This window comes from Geopsychrobacter electrodiphilus DSM 16401 (genome assembly GCF_000384395.1).
Taxonomy (GTDB): Bacteria; Desulfobacterota; Desulfuromonadia; order Desulfuromonadales; family Geopsychrobacteraceae; genus Geopsychrobacter; species Geopsychrobacter electrodiphilus.
Genome location: NZ_ARWE01000001.1, coordinates 1,529,283 through 1,547,005, shown reverse-complemented (window position 1 = coordinate 1,547,005; position 17,723 = coordinate 1,529,283). Strand labels below are relative to the sequence as shown.

Genomic DNA, 17,723 nt, shown 5'->3' with positions numbered 1-17,723 from the left:
TGGCAAATCACAAAGGTCCTGAGAGACCATCTCATCAACAGCTTCCTAGCTCTGCCGTAGCCCCCGCAAAGCCTGATCAAGGTCCTGAATGATATCCTCTGGATGTTCACCTCCGACGTTGAGTCTCACCAGGTCCACAGGGATATCGGCCAGACTCCGCCCTTGTTCCCCCTGTTGCTGGTGAGTGGAAATAGCCGGGATGGTGGCGATGCTCTTGATCCGCCCCAAATCGGTGGCGCGCAGGATCATCTGCAGATTATCAAAGAATAATCGCGCCGCGGCAGCCCCTCCCCTGACCCTGAAGCTGAGCAGATGTCCGTACCTCTGGGACACTGTATCAGAATCTGATTCACAGTCGACCAGACGCATCAACCGACTTGCAACAACATGGCCGCTGTCTGCAGGTAAACCAGGATAATAAACTGCCGTCACTTCGGAATGCTGGTCCAAAAATAGCGCAACTTGCAGACAATTCTGGCTCAACAGATCCATTTTGCTGCGCAGGGTATGAAGGTCATTCAGGACAAACAGAGCGCTTAAAGGATTTAAGGCAGGGCCGAAATCCCGACCGGGCAACAGCTTCAGGTAAAGGGCAAAATTCTCCTTCAATTCATCGGGTCCGACCAGACTCAAAATCTGGTGTCGGGCGATCACCGCACCGGCAATAGTCAGACCGCCGGTGTTCATGCTTTTACTTACAGAATGCACGACGATGTCTGCCCCAAGGCAGAGTGGCCGCAACAAGGCCGGGGTGGCGACGGTCGAATCTACGATCAGGGGTATGCCGTTTTGATGCGCCAGCTGCGCCACGGCGCAGACATCAAATACGCTCAGACCCGGATTGCTCGGCATCTCACCGAACAGAAAGCGAGTCTGCTCATCCACCAGATTTTCCCACTCGCCAAGGTCCAAAGGATCCTTGACCCAACGCACATCAATTCCACGTTCCTTGGCATAACGCTCGTTGAACAGCATGAAGCTGCCACCATAACATTTGCTGCTGACAACGCAATTTATCGGGCCCTGCCCCTCTTCAACCAGAAAGGGGTTGGTCGCCAGAAAGATCGCAGACATGCCAGAAGCGGTGACGCAGCAACTGACCTCGCCAGGGAACCCGTAGCCCTCAAGCAGAGCCAGAGTCTCCTCCAGATAATGCAGGGTCGGATTGGCGATACGCGAGTAGGCCCAGGATGGCATCAAATAAGCGAGCGCCGCTTCCATGTGGTCGCTGTTTTCAAAATGCTGGGCCGAGCTCAGAAAAGCCGGTTCATTGATGCTCCCCTGATGCGCCAGTGTCGCTTCCAGTCCATAAATACCGTGCACTGCGATAGTATCGAATCTTTTACGCCGCATCAGGGTGCGCTGCTTCGCCTCGGTAGCAGCCATCTGCTGCCCACGCTCAATATAAGCCTGAATTCCGGGCGGATACTTCTGCTCTGCCATAAAATCCTCCTGAAATAGGTTTTGCGATCTGAAGTTCAACCTTCGGCAACATAGAACTAGCCTGAAGAGCTGTCTATCAGTCTATCGTGATATGACCAAGATTCCAGTATCACGTGAGGAGCAAAAAGAAGGCGGGAAGCGCGAAGAAAGGCTCGATTAAGATATGAACGAGGGTCACGCGCTGGAGCATGTGTAGCCTCAGTCAGGACGCGAGACAAAAAGGACAGACTTCTGTTACCTGGTTTATCCCTTAGACTCCGGGATAACGCCAGGCCGCCAGGACCAACAAGAGCCAGCCCAGCAGAAATGCCAGCCCACCCAGCGGTGTAATCATCCCTAACTGACGCGTACCGGTCAGCACCATCAGATAGAGGCTGCCCGAAAAAAGCAGGATGCCGCTCAGAAACGCCCAGCCTGAGACCCGGAACAGCAACGCCTCTGGCATCAGGTGGCAGAGGATGCCGATTAACACCAATGCCAGGGCATGAATCAGATGATACTGAACTCCGGTCTGCCAGACAGTCAACATCTCGGGTGCGACTCTGGATTTCAGACCATGGGCACCGAAGGCCCCCAGCGCGACACCAATAAAAGCGTTAAGACCACCAAGCACAAGAAAAAGTTTCATATCGGACCTCTTGATAAGCTGAGACAACACTATAAAAAGCATCAGTTAAGCAAAGCCAGAAGTAACTCAAGAGGGCTGCCTTTTGACGCCGCCCCATATGTCAAAATCCTTTTAATCTCGACATTCTGGCTGATGCAATTCAACCCACACCCCTGACCGCCAGATTCAGGGTTTGGCTCGCTCATACTGCTGCGGCCAACAATGTTTCACCTTGAGTTGTTGCGCGGCATGAATCGGCCAGTAGGGGTCGCGCAACAGTTCACGTGCCAGAAAAACGACATCAGCCTGGTCGGTCGCAATTATCTGCTCGGCCTGAACCGCCGCGGTAATCAACCCGACGGCGCCGGTGGCGATTCCGACTGCGGAGCGGATATCCGCCGCAAACGGCGTCTGAAATCCGGGACCAGCCGGTATGACAGCAGTGGGCACCAGCCCACCGGAAGAGCAATCAATCAGATCGATCCCCAGTTGTTTGAGTTGCCGACAGAGTTCCATCGACTGAGCCAGATCCCAGCCATTCTCAACCCAGTCTGTCACAGAAATACGCACCATCACTGGTAGCTCCTGCGGCCAGACTTCGCGGACTCGACGCGCTACCTGCAGCGGAAAACGCATACGATTTTCAAGGCTACCGCCGAAAGCATCGGTGCGGCGATTGCTCAAGGGAGAGAGAAACTGGTGCAACAGATAACCATGCGCCATATGAACTTCAACGACATGAAACCCGGCCCGCAAGGCGCGTTGAGCCGAGGCAACAAACTCGTCACAAATCCGCTCAATCTCGGTATCGGCCAACTCCTGCGGCATGGGAAAATCGGGACCGAAAGGGAGTGCACTGGGCGCCAGAGGCTGCCAACCACCCTCGTCAATCGAGACGGCTCCACCGCCCAGCCAGGGAGGCTGCACCGAGGCCTTGCGCCCGGCATGGGCCAGTTGGATGGCAGGCACCGCCCCTTGAGCGGCGATAAAGGCAGCTATCGGTGCAAAAGCAGCGGTCTGCTTGTCGTTCCACAGGCCACAATCAGCAGGACTGATGCGCCCCTCTGGACTTACCGCGCTGGCCTCGACCATCACCAGGGCAGCGCCACCAACGGCACGGCTGCCAAGGTGGACCAGATGCCAGTCGTTCGGCACCCCGTCAACACAGGAATATTGGCACATCGGCGCAACACAAATCCGGTTACGTAACGTCAGGGAACGCATCTTCAGGGGAGTAAATAACTGACTCATGAGAGGACCTCCAAAAGGAAAAAGCTGCCTCGAGCAGAACACCGGCAATTGTTTCACCTGACAACTTCAACGGAACCCGGGCACCAGGCCTGGAATCGAGAACTGAATCAATCTCGCGATTTACGCGCCTGCAGGGTGACTCTTCGGGTTTGATCGCCGGCGGTCAACCAGATTTCGCCATCCTGAACCGTGCACTGTAACTGCATGCTGCGCTGAACAAAGCAGGTCATCTCCTTGCAGGCAGCGTCCGGGACTTCGAGGACCGTCAAATTGTCCAGGCGTTGCAACTTCTCTGCATTTTTTTGCCACCAGAGGTCGGCACCCCGACCGCCGTAGAGATACAGGGTCACCTGCTGAGCGCGACCGCATGCCTTGCGCAAGCGACGTTCATCCGGCTGTCCGACGTCGATCCATTGCTCAATTTCGTCAGTGTAACTCTTCAGCCAGAGATCCGGCTCTTCATCGGCACAGAGCCCCCGGGTAAAACTCAGGCGCTCATCAGCATGCAGGGCAAAGGCCAACAGGCGCACCATCATCCGCTCGTCGGTCTCTGAAGGATGTCGCGCCAGGGTCAACAGATGCTCGCCGTAATAGTTGCGATTCATGTCCGAAATCTGGAGTTCGGCTTTAAATATCGTTGCACCCAGGGCCATAGCTTTATGCTTCAGCCGCGTTTTTATCGTCTTCAGCCTTGCAGTACGCGACCACGTCCTTCAACCATTTGATCTCATCCGGGGCGAAGGTCTTAAAATGATCCGTGCTGATATTCATCGCCCAGTGCAGATCGGTCGTGGTCATCTCGGTCAGCAGGTGTCCCGGCAATTTCACGAAGGGTGCCTCCTGCTCGGCCCAGGCGTTCATCCGCTCCTGCTGGTCAAAAAAGACCAGATAATCGGTCCCCTCATTTTCAATGATCAACGGGACTTCGGTCTGTTGTTCGGTCCCTGCTTCATCAATTTGAATCAGCTCTTTCGCGGTGGGTACAAAAAACAAGGTATTAAGAAACAGGTCATAAAACCCGGACATAGCTTTGTGGTCATCAGGTTGAGCGCGCAGAGCGACAAGTGCGGTATCGATTTCGGTCATGAAAAATGCCTTTAGCGAACTAGGGGAAAGAGGGCAAAAAAAATCAAAATGATCGACACCATAACAGAATGTCGATCATTTGTCGTGCGAGGGGGGAGCCAGGGTTAAAGCAGTTTTCAGTCGGATCCCCTGCGATTATTGCGGCGACCTTCATGCCGCCCTTCGCGATCTTCGTAACGCTCCTTTTGCCATTTTTTATGTTTGATCCGCCTCGGCGCGCGATCTCGATCCCATTCACGGTAATTCAACTCATCCCGCAGACGATATCTGGTAAAAATTTTCGGCCCGATATAGATCTGATTTCGTACGCGAGAGGGGTAACGCTGACGGAAACTGTGACCATCAAGATAACGACTCCCGTGATAGATTTTTCCGCTTCGGTAAACATAGCCGAAACTCAAATAGATACTGCTCGGGCCATAAAAACCGCTCGGATATCCATAATAGACCGGAGGAGGCTCAACAAAATAGGTCGTGCTCCTTGGCGGCGGAGGTGATGGCACCCCGGCAGTTGCTCCGTTCTCGTCAAGCAGTTGCCAGTGACCATCAGGCTGCCGACACGCGGTACCATAACCCTGCTCTTCCTGGCCACCGATGGTAATTTTAGTTACGAATTCCCGGCAGGGCTGTCCCTGGGTATTCTCAAAGGTACGCGTCGGAACGACCGCCCCGGAACGTTCTGCATCAGGATTGGCCCAATCCGAGGCTTTGCTGGTCGGATTATTTTCCAGCGCATATTGAAAGGTGTCAGCCATCGCCTGCACTTCAACACCATTAAGTTGCTGCTCCCCCTGTGCAAAAACCAGCCCTGCACCTGTCGTCAGAGTAAAAAATATCGTCAGCAAACCTGTTATCCATCTCATGCTCGTCCTCCTTTCGCTGAGGCTTTCTGCGCCCATTATACCCGAGGTTCTTCTTAAATAAGAATCCCGATAACGAAACTTTTAAAATTGTACTCTAAGCCTTAAAGCTGAAAGTGAAAAGGGCAGATCGCTGAGATGCAATCTGCCCTTTTCGGTTCTGCTGTGGAGTCCACGAGAAACTAGAAAATCTTGACCAGCTCAATCTCGTAGGTCAACTCTTCACCTGCCAGGGGATGATTTGAATCGAGGACGATCTCATCGTCGGTGACTTCGATAATCGTGACCATAAAAAGGTCATCATCGTCACCGGTGACTTCGAGTTCAAGTCCGACTTCCGGAAGAATATCCTCGGGAAATTCACCAGGCTTGATGCTGAAGACATTTTCCGGATCATGTTCACCAAATGCATCAACCGGCGCGACCACGACAGTCTTTTTGTCCCCGACCCGCATCCCGATTAATGCGGTTTCGATCGGCGTATAGAAGTCTCCCTCGCCGAGCGTCAATTCCATCGGGCCATGTTCATGGCAACAATCCTCATCGTTGCACGCATCCTCATCTGGATCTGGGTAGGTACTGTCAATAATAGTTCCGTCGGCTAATGTGCCGATAAAATTAATCGCGACCTTGTCTGCTTCTTTTACCTGTGCCATCGGTTTTCCTTCCTTAGCGAGTGAAATTTTTTCGGTTTTAGCACAGCCACAAAGAGAAAGAAAGAACATGGCAACCAAGAGGCTGACAAAAGAAAACGCTCACGGACGTCCTTTATCCGCTGTCGCCCCCTTTGACCTGCTGTCATGTGATTGGGGATTGTCCCAGGCTGATCAGGAGCGGGTTTACCACTTTACGGGCGCGCTTGCGCGGGATCCAGGCGGTCAGGCCGCCAGACTGAATCCCCGCCTCCGGTGGCTTGCCGGTCATCAGCGCCATGATCAGATACATATCTGCCTTGATCCAGGTCTCCAGGGTGACATTGCTTCCGTCATGTCTAATCTCCAGGCAGACGGGCGCCATTACCAAGCGATTCCCTTTGTGGTAAACCCGCCGCGAATCCTCCAGCAGATCCATAGTAAAACCACTGCGCCGGGCCCAGCTATCAACGATCGACCAGAGATCGTCTTTATAGGTAAATTCACGGATAGTACGACTTTTCATTTCAGCCCTATCAAGGAATAAGAGTGATAAGAAATTTTATTAAAGTTAGAAATATTCAAACCAATAAAGTCCAGGAGCGGAAAGGGATCAAAACTAATAACGGACAGATCAACCGAGGAAAGGATGCTCTGCCGATTTTATGCGCATGTTTATATCATCATCTGGAGAAATTTGCCTGCCTGGTAAATGCGTATGAAAATGCTCCTTGCAATCAGAACAAAAAAGGTTTGAACAGAATTTTTATTTATTCAAGGGCGCCTTATTAGAAACAGCGCACCCTCTACTTTGTCTTACAAGTTCGATGACATCACCCTGATGGTCATCAAGGCCTGCTTAACGACTTCGGGTAAGATCAGGCCTGGTGCTGAGAGAAAAAGCCACGAAAGGCCTGAATTACTCTGGTAATGTCCGCCTGGTCAATATTCAGGTGGGTCACCAGTCGCAGTTGACCATATCCACTGACCAGAATCCCCTGTTGATGTAGATAAGCGATGAGCGGCACCTGCACATCTGCGGCACAATCAACAAAAACCATATTGCTCTGCACTTGGGACAGATCGATATTCAGCTGATCAATCTGCAGTAACCCTTCAGCCAGAGCACGGGCGTTAGCGTGGTCCTCAGCCAGCCGCTCGAACTGATGCTCCAGGGCAAACAGACCGGCGGCCGCCAGAATTCCAGCCTGACGCATGCCGCCTCCGCACATTTTACGCCAGCGATGGGCCTCGGCAATAAACCCTGTCGATCCGACCAGCACCGAGCCGACCGGAGCCCCCAGCCCCTTGGACAGGCAGATCGAAACCGTATCGTAATACTGGCAGATCTGTTGCAGCGCGACCCCTTGAGCCACGGCCGCATTACAGACCCTGGCACCATCGAGATGGAAAGCCAGTTGGTGGTCGCGGGCAAACTGCGCGGCCTGCTCCTGATAGCCCAGTGAGAGTACCTTTCCTCCCTGAGTATTTTCCAGGCAGAGCAGACGCGTTCTGGCAAAATGACTGTCACGGGGTTTGATCGCCTTTCTGACCAACTGAAGATCCAGCGATCCATCAGCCGAAAACTCAAGCGGTTGAGGTTGAATGCTGCCGAGAACCGCAGCCCCGCCCCCTTCGTACTTATAAGTATGCGCCTGTTGACCGACGATGTATTCATCACCGCGCTGACAATGACTCAGCAACGCAATCAGGTTGCTCATGGTCCCGCTGGGCACAAACAAACCGGCCTCTTTACCCACCAGTTCGGCGGCCACCTGCTGCAGACGATTGACGGTTGGGTCTTCACCGTAGACGTCATCACCAACTTTGGCCGCAGCCATGGTTTCACGCATCAGCTCAGACGGCAGGGTAACGGTGTCGCTGCGCAGATCGATTATATGCATAAGAATTTCTTTCAGAATTAGGTTAAAGCCAGAAAAATCTCAGTCCAGAGCAGCGCCATTGATAAGATCCGTCTCCAGCGCCAGAGGGTCAACCCCATCCAGGCAACCGGAATTCACCCGGGTGAGAGCCGGATTGGAGCGCGGGTTGTGAAAGGTGTAGATACCGCAGACCTTACAGAAGAAGTGCCGCGCCCGCTGGGTATTAAACTGGTAGAGGGTGAGATATTCCTCCCCACCGGTAACCCGGAAACTCCCCTCCTCTGCCGTTACCATCGGCACGCCCTTGCGTTTGCAGATTGAACAGTTGCAACGTACAGCCGGCTTGAGGTCGGTTTTCAGCTCAAAACTGACTTTGCCGCAGTGACAGGTGCCTTGATAGATTTTTGATGTGTTTGTCATCGCTTGTTACTCCTTTTTGTAAATTGTCTCCATTCCTTATAAATTATACCGGAAAAGACAAAACACATAGCAATCATTAACAATTTGAAAGTTATGTTCCAACAAATTCCTAAAAGTGAGAGGGTACAGCAACGCGGCTCCCGGGGATTGTTAATTTATCAACTGCATCGCCGCATATTTAAGGAACGAAAAAAGTTCGCAGTGAGATTTAAATTTTGAATTCTGGCGTGTTGATCGATACTTTTCGATTTCTTCCTGCTGGCCCCCTCCCTTACCGATAAAAAAAGGCCCATTCTGATGTCAGAATGGGCCAGTCAGCGAAAAAACAAATTCATTTACCCTTGTTGTATTCTCTTGCGGGACAAGAACAGGCCGATTAATCCTATTCCGAGCAGCAGGTAGGTACTCGGTTCAGGAACAACAGTTTCGGTGTAATCACCAAGAACTCCGCCACCGAGTTCATAAATCTGAGAGCCGCTACCAGCCCAGAAATGCCCTAAGGCACCGAAGCCCATCCCCTCGACATATTTATTCCCACCGGCCTCTGTGTAAGCGAACCGGTTCAGTTCCATCCAGACATCCCCTACTTTCCCCCAGCGTGCAATGAAGTTTGAGGTCATGTCAGAGACCCAGATATTACCGTTGACATATTCCATGCCGTCGCCATGACCACCACCCATGCTGGGCCAGGTGAACTCATAGGTCCAGGCACCGCCCGTGGAACTGTAAACCTTACTACTCTCATTGGCCGCCCACCACTGACCTCCGCCATAGGAGAGCAGAGTCGCACCTATGCCCCAGTAGTCAGATGTAATAGCCCCGCCACCTGTGACAGCAGTGCCGTTGTAGGCACCTGTTGCTTTGTCAAAGGAATAAATAGCTCCATAATTCCCCGTGGAGGAATAGGAAGTATAACCAGCGGTATAGATATTGTTGGCGTCTATATACATTTCACCCCAACTTCCCTGTTCTAATGAGGTGGGTGCACCACTCAGGTTAATATATGTCGGGGACGTAAAGGTGCGCACCTGATAGTTGGGGTTAGGAGTGACACCGTCCGCGAGAAACTTTGGTTCATTGGCTTTTGCCATGTCGGTAATTGAGACGGTTGTTTTGTAGACGGAGCTACCACCACCATAGTAGATGTCGTTTCCATAGCTGCCTACATCATATTCAGACCCAGGACCCCCGAACGTTGAGAACTCATAGTAATCCGAAGCGAATACGTTTGAGCATACCGTCAGCAAAAAGATGATGCCTAGCAACAACACTTTTCTACTCATATCTTCCTCCATCGTGTGAATCAACATGTTGGACTACGTCAGCGGTTTTTACAGAGTCTCCTTTCTATGTTTGCTGACTTATTCAAAAAAGCGATTCTAAGATGAGCAAAAGTACTTAAATTGGCTTGTAGGAAGGCTTCGTGGTGGGAAGGCTTTTAAAAAATGCATAAATTATTCCAATCAATAACATATCGTTTTTATTGAAAAATAAGGTGTAACAATGGAAAACATGAGGTAATGTAAAGTATTCCAACAAAAAAATACGAAAAGACAAAAAGTTCATTTTTCCCATTCTTTCTCGTCGTAAATCTCTCTTGCTGCAAGCTATCATGGGTCAGATCATATCGATCCAGGTTTTAGCTATTTCCTGTCCGTCGGAAAAGAGGGCAACACTTGAGGAGTAAGTAGATCTGGTCTTTCAGGCTATGCTTTTCACCTAACCTGCGACATTTTAAAATATTCAAAAACCATAAATTTCCGTTCATAACCTTTTTACGCATTTTCTCCTCCCCTGAGTACAAACACCAGCCTCAGCACCTGTTTCAAATCATTTGCAAAAAAACTTGTCTCATTAAGTAATTTTGGGTTTACGGGACAACATCTTGTGGAATATAGTTCTTTCCGACACGATATATAGTGTTTATTTGCTCAGAAGAAATGACGTCCCGATTCACGAACCAGGGCTGTTCCCAGCCTCACCCGTGCGGGCTAAATATATGAAGATGGGGGTTAAATGTCCGTAAAATTGATCAAAAAAACAGTTGGGCCGGTAGAAATTCCCTGGCAGGCAGCTTCTCTGGACATCTGGGACAGCAAGTACCGGCTCAAGGACGCCGCAGGTCAACCGCTTGATGCCGATCTGAACGCCACCTTCGAAAGGGTCGCCAAGGCACTTGCCGCCGTGGAAGATAACGAGGTTAAACAGCGCTACTGGTTTGAACGCTTTCAATGGGCGTTGGAACGCGGTGCCATCCCCGCCGGGCGTATCACCTCGAACGCCGGGGCCCTGGAGCACAAGCCCGCCACCTCGACCATCAACTGTACGGTCTCGGCGACAGTCGGCGACTCGATGGACGATATTTTACGCAAGGTCCACGAAGCAGGTCTGACCCTCAAGGCGGGTTGCGGAATTGGCTATGAATTTTCAACCCTGCGCCCCAAAAATGCCTTTGTCAGCGGGGCCGGTGCTTACACGTCGGGGCCGATGTCGTTCATGGACATCTTCGACCGCATGTGCTGCACAGTCTCTTCCGCCGGCGGGCGACGGGGTGCCCAGATGGCGACCTTTGATGTCTCCCACCCGGACGTGCTCGATTTTATCAAGGCCAAGCGTGAAGACGGACGCCTGCGCCAGTTCAACCTGTCTTTGCTGATCACCAATGAGTTCATGGAAGCGGTCAAACAGGATGCTGACTGGCCACTTTGCTTCCCTATGACCACAAAAGAACTGGAACGCGATAAACTCGATCTGCAAGACCCCGCGCAGGTCATCTGGAAAGATTGGCCGATCACTGAAGATTATCTGCAAAACGAAGTCGGTCAGGTTGCCTGCAAGGTCTTCCGCACCATCCGCGCCAAACAGCTGTGGAACGTCATCATGGCCTCGACCTACGATTTTGCCGAACCGGGTTTCATTCTGATCGACAAGGTCAATGAGATGAACAACAACTGGTTCTGCGAGAAGATCCGCGCCACCAACCCCTGCGGCGAGCAGCCCTTGCCTCCCTATGGCTCCTGCCTGCTCGGTTCGATCAACCTGACTCGTTTCGTCGAACAGCCCTTTACGCCTGAAGCACGCTTTAATTGGGAACTGTTTAACGAAGTTGTTGCGGTCTTTTCACGCATGCTCGACAACGTGGTCGAGATCAACGGCCTGCCGCTACAGCAGCAGCGCGACGAAATCATCGGCAAACGACGTCACGGCATGGGGTATCTCGGCCTCGGTTCGACCATCACCCTGCTCGGCATGAAATACGGCGACGCCGATGCCGTGGCTTTTACCGAGAAGGTCACCCTGCAGATGGCCCTGGCCGGCTGGCAACAGGCGCTCGAACTGGCGCGCGAAAAAGGACCGGCACCGGCGCTTCTTGAAGAATATGAAGTGACCGCCGAAATGCTGCGCCGACGCCCGGAGATGGCCGCCGATGGCATCCGTTTGGGACAGCGCGTCCCCGGTCGCATCCTGCACGCCCGTTACAGTCGCTATATGCAGCAGCTGGCCAAAGAGGCCCCGGAGCTGGTAGCTGAACTGGCCGAAGTGGGTGCCCGCTTCACCCACCACAGCTCCATCGCGCCGACCGGGACCATCTCGCTCTCCATCGCCAATAACGCGTCTAACGGTATTGAGCCGAGCTTCGCCCATCATTACTCGCGCAACCTGATTCGCCCTGGGAAAAAAACCAAAGAAAAAATCGACGTCTTCTCCTATGAACTTCTGGCCTATCGCGAGCTCATCAATCCGCTGGCGATGCCCGGGAGCATCAACCCCGAGGAACAACTGCCGGAGAACTTCATCACCTCGGAAGACGTTACCCCCAAGCAGCATGTCGACATTCAGGCGGCGGCGCAGAAATGGATCGATTCTTCGATCTCCAAAACAGCCAACGTCCCCAGCGATTATCCCTATGCCGATTTTCAGGATATCTACCTCTATGCATATGAACAGGGTTTGAAGGGGTGTACAACCTTCCGCTACAACCCGGAATCCTTTCAGGGCGTACTGGTTCAGGAGAAGGACCTGGCGGCGACGGTCTACCAGTTCTCCCTCGAAGACGGCACTGTGCTCCAGGCCCGCGGGAACGAAGAGATCGAATATGACAATGAAATTCACACAGCAGCCAACCTGTTTGATGCACTCAAAGAGGGCTATTACGGCAAGCTGTAATCAGGAGAGAAAAATGCCGACAAAAATCGACAAAAAAATTGTGGCTTACGAGGTCATCAACCTTGAAGAGCAACGGAAAAAAGCCGCAGAAGAAGAGAAGATTCAGCTCGAAGGCATGCACGAGAACGTCCAACGACCGGAGATGCTGGTCGGCGCGACCTACAAGATCAAGACCCCGCAGAGCGAGCACGCCCTGTATGTCACGATCAACGATATGGTGCTGAACTATGGGACCGAACATGAAGCCCGCCAGCCGTTCGAGATCTTCATCAATTCAAAGAATATGGCCCATTTTCAATGGGTAGTAGCCCTGACCCGGGTGATCTCGGCGGTCTTCCGCAAAGGCGGCGACGTCACCTTTCTGGTTGAAGAGATGAAGGCGGTTTTCGATCCTCAGGGAGGGTACTTCAAGCCGGGTGGGCGTTTTATGCCCTCCATCGTCGCCGAGATTGGTTTCGCCCTGGAAAGCCATATGAAGATGATCGGCCTGCTCAAAGAAGAGAAGATGCCTGATGCTATCCGTGAGATGCTTCACGTCAAGAGGGCGGAATATGACACGCTAAAGGGCCGCAAACAGACCGAAGATGTCGGTAGCTTTCCAGCCGACGCCAAGCTGTGCAACAGATGCTACACCAAAGCGGCCATCGTCATGGACGGTTGTCTGACCTGCCTGAACTGCGGTGATTCCAAGTGCGGATGAGCCCGGAATGCTGGTTCGGGCTCAGATGATTCACAACCAGGGAAACAACAGATTCCTTCATTAAGGAGCAGGCCTTGTCGAGTTCAAACTGGGATATTCGTTGGATGGCTCTGGCTCAATTTATTGCAACCTGGAGCAAGGATCGCGGCAGAAAAGTTGGCGCTGTGATTGTCGGTCCCGATAATGAAATTCGCTCGACCGGGTTTAACGGATTTCCACGCGGGGTGAATGACGACGTTGAAGAACGGCATGATGCCGAGAGTGGTGAAAAATATCTCTGGGCCTCACATGCCGAAAGAAATGCGATTTACAATGCTGCCATGCTGGGTGTCTCTACCAAAAACTGTACAATTTATGTCCCCTGGTACCCCTGCGTCGATTGCGCCAAGGCCATCGTACAATCAGGCTTGAGTAAAATTGTCTGTTTTGAGCCCGACCTGACGGACAGCAACTGGGGAAAGGGTTTCGAAAAATCACTGATTATTCTGGGTGAAGGGAATGTCGTAACCCGATTTGTTGAACAGAAAAATTATCTGCGAGATATCCTCAACAAAGAACTTCGGGTCGGCAATGTTCAGATCAGACCCTTCGATTGATATAGTGCCAACCAGAATCAGTCAGCAAGAATAAGCCCCCGTTTGGTTGGTCCAAACGGGGGCTTCCTATTTTTTCAACTTTCAATATCCCGCCCGAACTGCCGGACTCCATCAATGTCACTGACTTCGGCACCGGCCAGATACTGGGTAGGCGCATTGGTGAAGTGGTAAATATTCTCCATGATATTGAAATGCTTTTGCTCTTCAGCGGCAATCTGCAGGAGCACTTTTTTGATTTGCGGGTTACCTTCTTCTTCGGCCGCCTTTTCATAAAAACGGAAGCTTTCAGCCTCAACTTGCATCGCGTGCTGGTAGGCCTCGAGAGTGCCCGCAATATTTTTAATCGCCTTTTCTGGCAGAGGCAGCGCTTCAAAGATATTCCTGACACTTTTCAATGTCAGGCTTTCCGGTACCTCCGGTACGCCCTTCCCTTCTTTTAACTTCTTAAAAATTTGATAATGAATTTGTTCGTCCTCTGCCAAACGCGAAAAAATCGTCTGCAACCCCGGCAGATCGGTCTGACTGGCCAGCTTTTGATAATAGGCCTTTCCATCCGCTTCCATCTTCATCGCATAATCGAATACATTCATCTTGAGCTCCCTGTTTGCGGTTTTCCGTCAACTCCACGTTTAAACTTAAGCGTAAGCGCTGGTAGTAGGCGGGTCAAGCTGTGCGGGGTTTGTTTTTACGGTTTGGATGGTTTCAGATCGGTTCATTTCTTGCGGTGACTATCCTCGCGACTCAATTGTTCAGAATTTTCACACCACGCACTTCCTCTGTTTTTTGAGGCATTCAATCGCTTAATGATCCACCGTTGTACTTTTTTCATAACACAAAAATTGCAACTCCCCACCCAACACACCAGTTCCTATTTGATGGCGAGGATAAGAACCTAATTGGCAGGTAGAGCGGTAATCAACAAAATTAGCGAGCCGCAAAACCTCAAGGTCGTTTCGCTCTGGGCAGGCCTCGAACCACGAGGGCGTAGGAATCATCAATCATCGACCTGATCTCAGTGGCGGGGATGGATCCATCGAGAATAACCGTATTCCAATGGCGTTTGTTCATATGGTAGCCGGGCAGAATAGTCGGATAAATTTCACGCAGAATCTCTGCTTTTATGGGATCACACTTGAGGTTCAGGCGCAGGGGGATTTCATCGGTACCAACGAGGGCGAACATCTTGCCGCCGACCTTGACCACAAGAGTCACCGTATCAAAGGGGAACTCTTCGACAGCGCCTGGTTTTCTATTCAAATAAGATCGCAGGCTATCAAAACTCGTCACGCGTTTGCTTCCTTCCTTCAGCCACCCCTGTCCTTCTGACAATACAGCGGAATGCATCAAACCCTGAGATAGGGACACGATCTAAATTTAATGACGCGACCACCAAAAGAGTCCCGCAAGACTAGCCGGACCGACACAGCCGAATACGCTGGCCCAGAGCGGAATCACTGTTTTGCCAACCATGAGCTCGGTTCCGGTTATCAGCCGCAGCAGATGTGCCAGTGAGATGATCAGCAAAATCACCATGACAATGACTTCAACCCTACGAGCCATATGTTGTTTAACCATTGTCCGCCTGCGATCATGGCCGGGGTCTGTTCTATGCGTCATAGTTACACCTCCGATCAAAAGCAAAAAAAACGACCCGCGCCAAAGTCCCTATCCGCCAATTGGTCATGCGCTGAATCCATGGAATCGGCTTCGCCTCCGCCCAGATATTTGATCAAATTATAGCGCGGCGGCTCGGATCTCGGCGAAACTGGCATTAGGGTGTCAAGGCCTCAGGATCGAGTTTGAGTTCAATCAAGGCGGGTCCAGAATAGTTAGATAGTGAATATCCGAACGCCCGTACAATGCATCCAATACCGCCAGATAGCTTTCACCGGAAACTCCATAGACACGATCGGTACCGTTATTGACCAGGCAATCGACCAGCATCTGTGCTGCGCTTTTTTTTATGCTTCGCCCTCTGTTCCGATCCCAACATAATGGCTGGCTTCAAAACAGAGCTTTTGGGTTGCCGCCCCCCAGCGCTTACCTTCTGCAAGAAGTTGCAGCAGCAGCATGCCGTCATTAACAAATCGACCACCCAGCACGTGCACGCCGCCAGCGAACAGGGGATCAGGGAAAAACCCTGCCGTCGGTCCGAGCAGCGAAATATGCTCGGCTGCGCTGCAGTATAAAAGGACTTCGTCAAGGGTATCGTTCAGGAGTGTCGTACTGGTACACAGGATTTTGTTGCAGTTTTTCAACTCGGTAATGTCGAGGGTTACATGGTGCTGCGGGAAACGCTCAATCAAGCGCGGATTCTTCTCGATGATCACCAGCTCAACATTGCAGTTCTGAATATATTTAAGAAGCGGCGGAAAAAAACCCACCATCCCGACGCGATCGCCAGCGGCAAGTCGCATCAGGCCTATAGAATCCGCGGCGACCTCAGGAACCCTTCCGGTCGTCCGCATCACCTGCTGACAGATAGCGTTAATCGCGGCCAGCCCGAGCATGTTCTGAACGGGATCGGTCCCGCCAAACACTGCGGCGTGCTGCTCAGGCTGGGTATCAATAAACGCGTGAGGTTGCAAAGACCGGTAGGCCTCTGCGCTGCTGTCGGGCAACAGCACATAGCTGATCCCTCCCGCACCGCCCTCAAGGGCCATGGCCATGAACTCACAGTCATGCGGCTGGCCGCCAGGATGAAAAGGGGGGAACACAATCCCGGCAATTTTCGGAATGTGAAAGGTTGAGGCCAGCCCCAGCGCCATATCCCGTATTTCCGCCATGATACTCATCGGTTGTTTTCCTTGCCGGCGCTGTCAGCCCTGCATATAGTCGAGAGTGGCGGTCCAGAAAGACAGATCGTTACGCGTCTTCTCATAGACTCTGGCATTCATGATGGCCACCCCGGAGATTCCGGCAAGCGCAGTGAGGAAGGTAAGTTCTGCTTGACTAAACTCACGCTTTTCGGCGCTGTAGAGTCGCAGCACACCGACGACCCGCTGATGCGCGACAATCGGCACCGAGAGGATTGAGGCGATCCCCTCGGCAACGGTTTCAAGTGGGTATTCAAGACGCGGGTCGTTGGCGGTATCCGCGATCAGCACCGTTTTCCCGGACAGGGTTTCACTGATACTCTGGTCGGTGTGCGGCTGTCCCTTGCCCAGGAACATTTTGCTCAAGCCGGTCGAGACGATCAGCTCAAGCTCATGGGTGGTTTCATTCCGCAGCCGCAAGGCACTGGCCTTCAGCTGCATCAGGCTGATCACCTTATCGACGATCAGCTGCATCACCTGCTTGGAATCGAGGGTGGAGAGGATGGCACGGGTGACCTCATGCAGGGTATGAAAATAGTCGAGACTCTTCAGTGGATCGATCGGCAGAAAGGCACAACTTTCGCGTTCATCTTCAAGCGTTTCATTGCTGGTCGGCAGTTCGACGCCGATCTCGGCAAACAGGGTGGCCAGTTTCTTCCCTTCGGCTTGATAGAGGCGCGCATTGGCAATCGCCAACCCGCCCATTTCGGCCAGGGCAGAGACGAACTCAAGCTCTTCATGACTGTAATCACGCGGTTCGGCGCTGTAGAGTCGCAACACGCCGATCACCTTGTCCCCTGCGATCACCGGGACCGAAAGGATTGTATCGATCCCCTCAATACGCATGGCTCCAGGATATTGGATACGTGCGTCCGTGTAGGCGTTCTTGATACAAACAGGTTTCCCGCCCAGAACTTCAGGGATACTCTGATCGGCGTTTAAAGCGCCCTTATTCAGGTAGGCCTCACTCAAACCGAAGGCCGCAACCTGCTCCAGAAAATTCGTTTTTTCGTCAATGAGTCGCAGGCCCCCCGCCTTGATATTCAGCGCGGTAACGGTTCGCCGCACCAGGGAATCGAGGGTCGCTTGTAGATTTCTGGCGGAGAGTATCTCCTGGACTGTTTCAAAAAAGAGTCTAAAGTATTCATTTGTATGTTCTTGGGGCATGAATCGAATTCTCCTTCGCAGAATAACCAACGGGGGTCCATAGTTGGAGTATATGCGAAAAACATAAACCGGGCACTCATTTTACCGGCCACAAA

Annotated in this window: 19 protein-coding genes and 1 pseudogene; 3 read left to right on the top strand and 17 right to left on the bottom strand. The window is 52.1% G+C overall.

Translation table 11 applies throughout. The features are described 5' to 3' along the window. Nucleotides 1-45 precede the first annotated feature (45 nt). From D888_RS0107370 to D888_RS0107315, 11 genes are all read right to left on the bottom strand, one after another. Nucleotides 46-1,443: a PLP-dependent transferase gene (locus D888_RS0107370; RefSeq protein WP_020675910.1), complete on the bottom strand. Its 1,398-nt coding sequence runs from the start codon at nt 1,441-1,443 to the stop codon at nt 46-48. A gap of 250 nt (nt 1,444-1,693) precedes the next feature. Continuing rightward, the gene (locus tag D888_RS0107365) at nt 1,694-2,071 is read right to left on the bottom strand and encodes a DUF423 domain-containing protein (RefSeq protein WP_020675909.1); all 378 of its coding nucleotides are present in this window, start codon (nt 2,069-2,071) and stop codon (nt 1,694-1,696) included. A 165-nt stretch (nt 2,072-2,236) separates the two neighbouring features. Continuing rightward, nucleotides 2,237-3,301 carry an NADH:flavin oxidoreductase/NADH oxidase gene (locus tag D888_RS0107360; RefSeq protein WP_020675908.1) on the bottom strand — a complete coding sequence of 355 codons (1,065 nt, stop codon included), beginning with the start codon at nt 3,299-3,301 and terminating at the stop codon, nt 2,237-2,239. Between the two features lie 107 nt (nt 3,302-3,408). Then, nucleotides 3,409-3,954, bottom strand: a complete 546-nt coding sequence (locus D888_RS20965) for a YaeQ family protein (protein ID WP_020675907.1) — start codon at nt 3,952-3,954, stop codon at nt 3,409-3,411. Nucleotides 3,955-3,958: 4 nt separating this feature from the next. Continuing rightward, a complete protein-coding gene (locus D888_RS0107350; protein WP_020675906.1) occupies nt 3,959-4,387 on the bottom strand; it encodes an SseB family protein in 429 nt (142 codons plus the stop codon). Between the two features lie 116 nt (nt 4,388-4,503). Beyond that, a complete protein-coding gene (locus D888_RS24950) occupies nt 4,504-5,250 on the bottom strand; it encodes an RT0821/Lpp0805 family surface protein (RefSeq protein ID WP_020675905.1) in 747 nt (248 codons plus the stop codon). 179 nt (nt 5,251-5,429) lie between these two features. After that, the gene (locus D888_RS0107340) at nt 5,430-5,903 is read right to left on the bottom strand and encodes an FKBP-type peptidyl-prolyl cis-trans isomerase (RefSeq protein ID WP_020675904.1); all 474 of its coding nucleotides are present in this window, start codon (nt 5,901-5,903) and stop codon (nt 5,430-5,432) included. Nucleotides 5,904-6,045: 142 nt separating this feature from the next. Then, complete coding sequence (locus D888_RS0107335) at nt 6,046-6,405, bottom strand: hypothetical protein (protein WP_020675903.1); 360 nt, start codon at nt 6,403-6,405, stop codon at nt 6,046-6,048. Nucleotides 6,406-6,757: 352 nt separating this feature from the next. Then, complete coding sequence (ltaE, locus tag D888_RS0107325; protein WP_020675901.1) at nt 6,758-7,783, bottom strand: low-specificity L-threonine aldolase; 1,026 nt, start codon at nt 7,781-7,783, stop codon at nt 6,758-6,760. Between the two features lie 39 nt (nt 7,784-7,822). Next, nucleotides 7,823-8,182 (bottom strand): GFA family protein, encoded by a 360-nt coding sequence (locus D888_RS0107320; RefSeq protein ID WP_020675900.1) that lies wholly within the window; start codon nt 8,180-8,182, stop codon nt 7,823-7,825. Between the two features lie 335 nt (nt 8,183-8,517). Beyond that, nucleotides 8,518-9,465, bottom strand: a complete 948-nt coding sequence (locus D888_RS0107315) for a PEP-CTERM sorting domain-containing protein (protein WP_169513273.1) — start codon at nt 9,463-9,465, stop codon at nt 8,518-8,520. 733 nt (nt 9,466-10,198) lie between these two features. On the opposite strand from D888_RS0107315, the gene D888_RS0107310 reads away from it, so the two are divergent. The 3 genes from D888_RS0107310 to D888_RS0107300 all read left to right on the top strand — a co-directional run bounded on the left by D888_RS0107310 (nt 10,199) and on the right by D888_RS0107300 (nt 13,645). Continuing rightward, nucleotides 10,199-12,349 (top strand): adenosylcobalamin-dependent ribonucleoside-diphosphate reductase, encoded by a 2,151-nt coding sequence (locus D888_RS0107310; protein WP_020675898.1) that lies wholly within the window; start codon nt 10,199-10,201, stop codon nt 12,347-12,349. Between the two features lie 13 nt (nt 12,350-12,362). Continuing rightward, on the top strand, nt 12,363-13,049 hold the full coding sequence (locus D888_RS0107305) for a TSCPD domain-containing protein (protein WP_020675897.1): 687 nt from the start codon (nt 12,363-12,365) through the stop codon (nt 13,047-13,049). 74 nt (nt 13,050-13,123) lie between these two features. Continuing rightward, nucleotides 13,124-13,645 (top strand): deoxycytidylate deaminase, encoded by a 522-nt coding sequence (locus D888_RS0107300; RefSeq protein ID WP_020675896.1) that lies wholly within the window; start codon nt 13,124-13,126, stop codon nt 13,643-13,645. A 74-nt stretch (nt 13,646-13,719) separates the two neighbouring features. On the opposite strand, the gene D888_RS20955 is transcribed toward D888_RS0107300, so the two are convergent. The 6 genes and pseudogenes from D888_RS20955 to D888_RS22965 all read right to left on the bottom strand — a co-directional run bounded on the left by D888_RS20955 (nt 13,720) and on the right by D888_RS22965 (nt 17,628). After that, nucleotides 13,720-14,235, bottom strand: coding sequence for a ferritin-like domain-containing protein (locus D888_RS20955; protein ID WP_020675895.1), 516 nt, complete (start codon nt 14,233-14,235; stop codon nt 13,720-13,722). Nucleotides 14,236-14,587: 352 nt separating this feature from the next. Then, nucleotides 14,588-14,932: an MmcQ/YjbR family DNA-binding protein gene (locus D888_RS0107290; RefSeq protein WP_020675894.1), complete on the bottom strand. Its 345-nt coding sequence runs from the start codon at nt 14,930-14,932 to the stop codon at nt 14,588-14,590. Nucleotides 14,933-15,019: 87 nt separating this feature from the next. Beyond that, entirely contained in the window at nt 15,020-15,262 is a 243-nt protein-coding gene (locus tag D888_RS0107285) for a hypothetical protein (protein WP_156826961.1), read from the bottom strand. 213 nt (nt 15,263-15,475) lie between these two features. Next, nucleotides 15,476-15,589 (bottom strand): annotated as a pseudogene (locus D888_RS24850) (hypothetical protein); the annotation flags it as partial. 17 nt (nt 15,590-15,606) lie between these two features. Beyond that, nucleotides 15,607-16,440, bottom strand: a complete 834-nt coding sequence (locus tag D888_RS0107275) for a Rossmann-like domain-containing protein (RefSeq protein WP_020675891.1) — start codon at nt 16,438-16,440, stop codon at nt 15,607-15,609. A 24-nt stretch (nt 16,441-16,464) separates the two neighbouring features. Further along, entirely contained in the window at nt 16,465-17,628 is a 1,164-nt protein-coding gene (locus tag D888_RS22965; protein ID WP_020675890.1) for a GAF domain-containing protein, read from the bottom strand. Nucleotides 17,629-17,723: the final 95 nt, after the last annotated feature.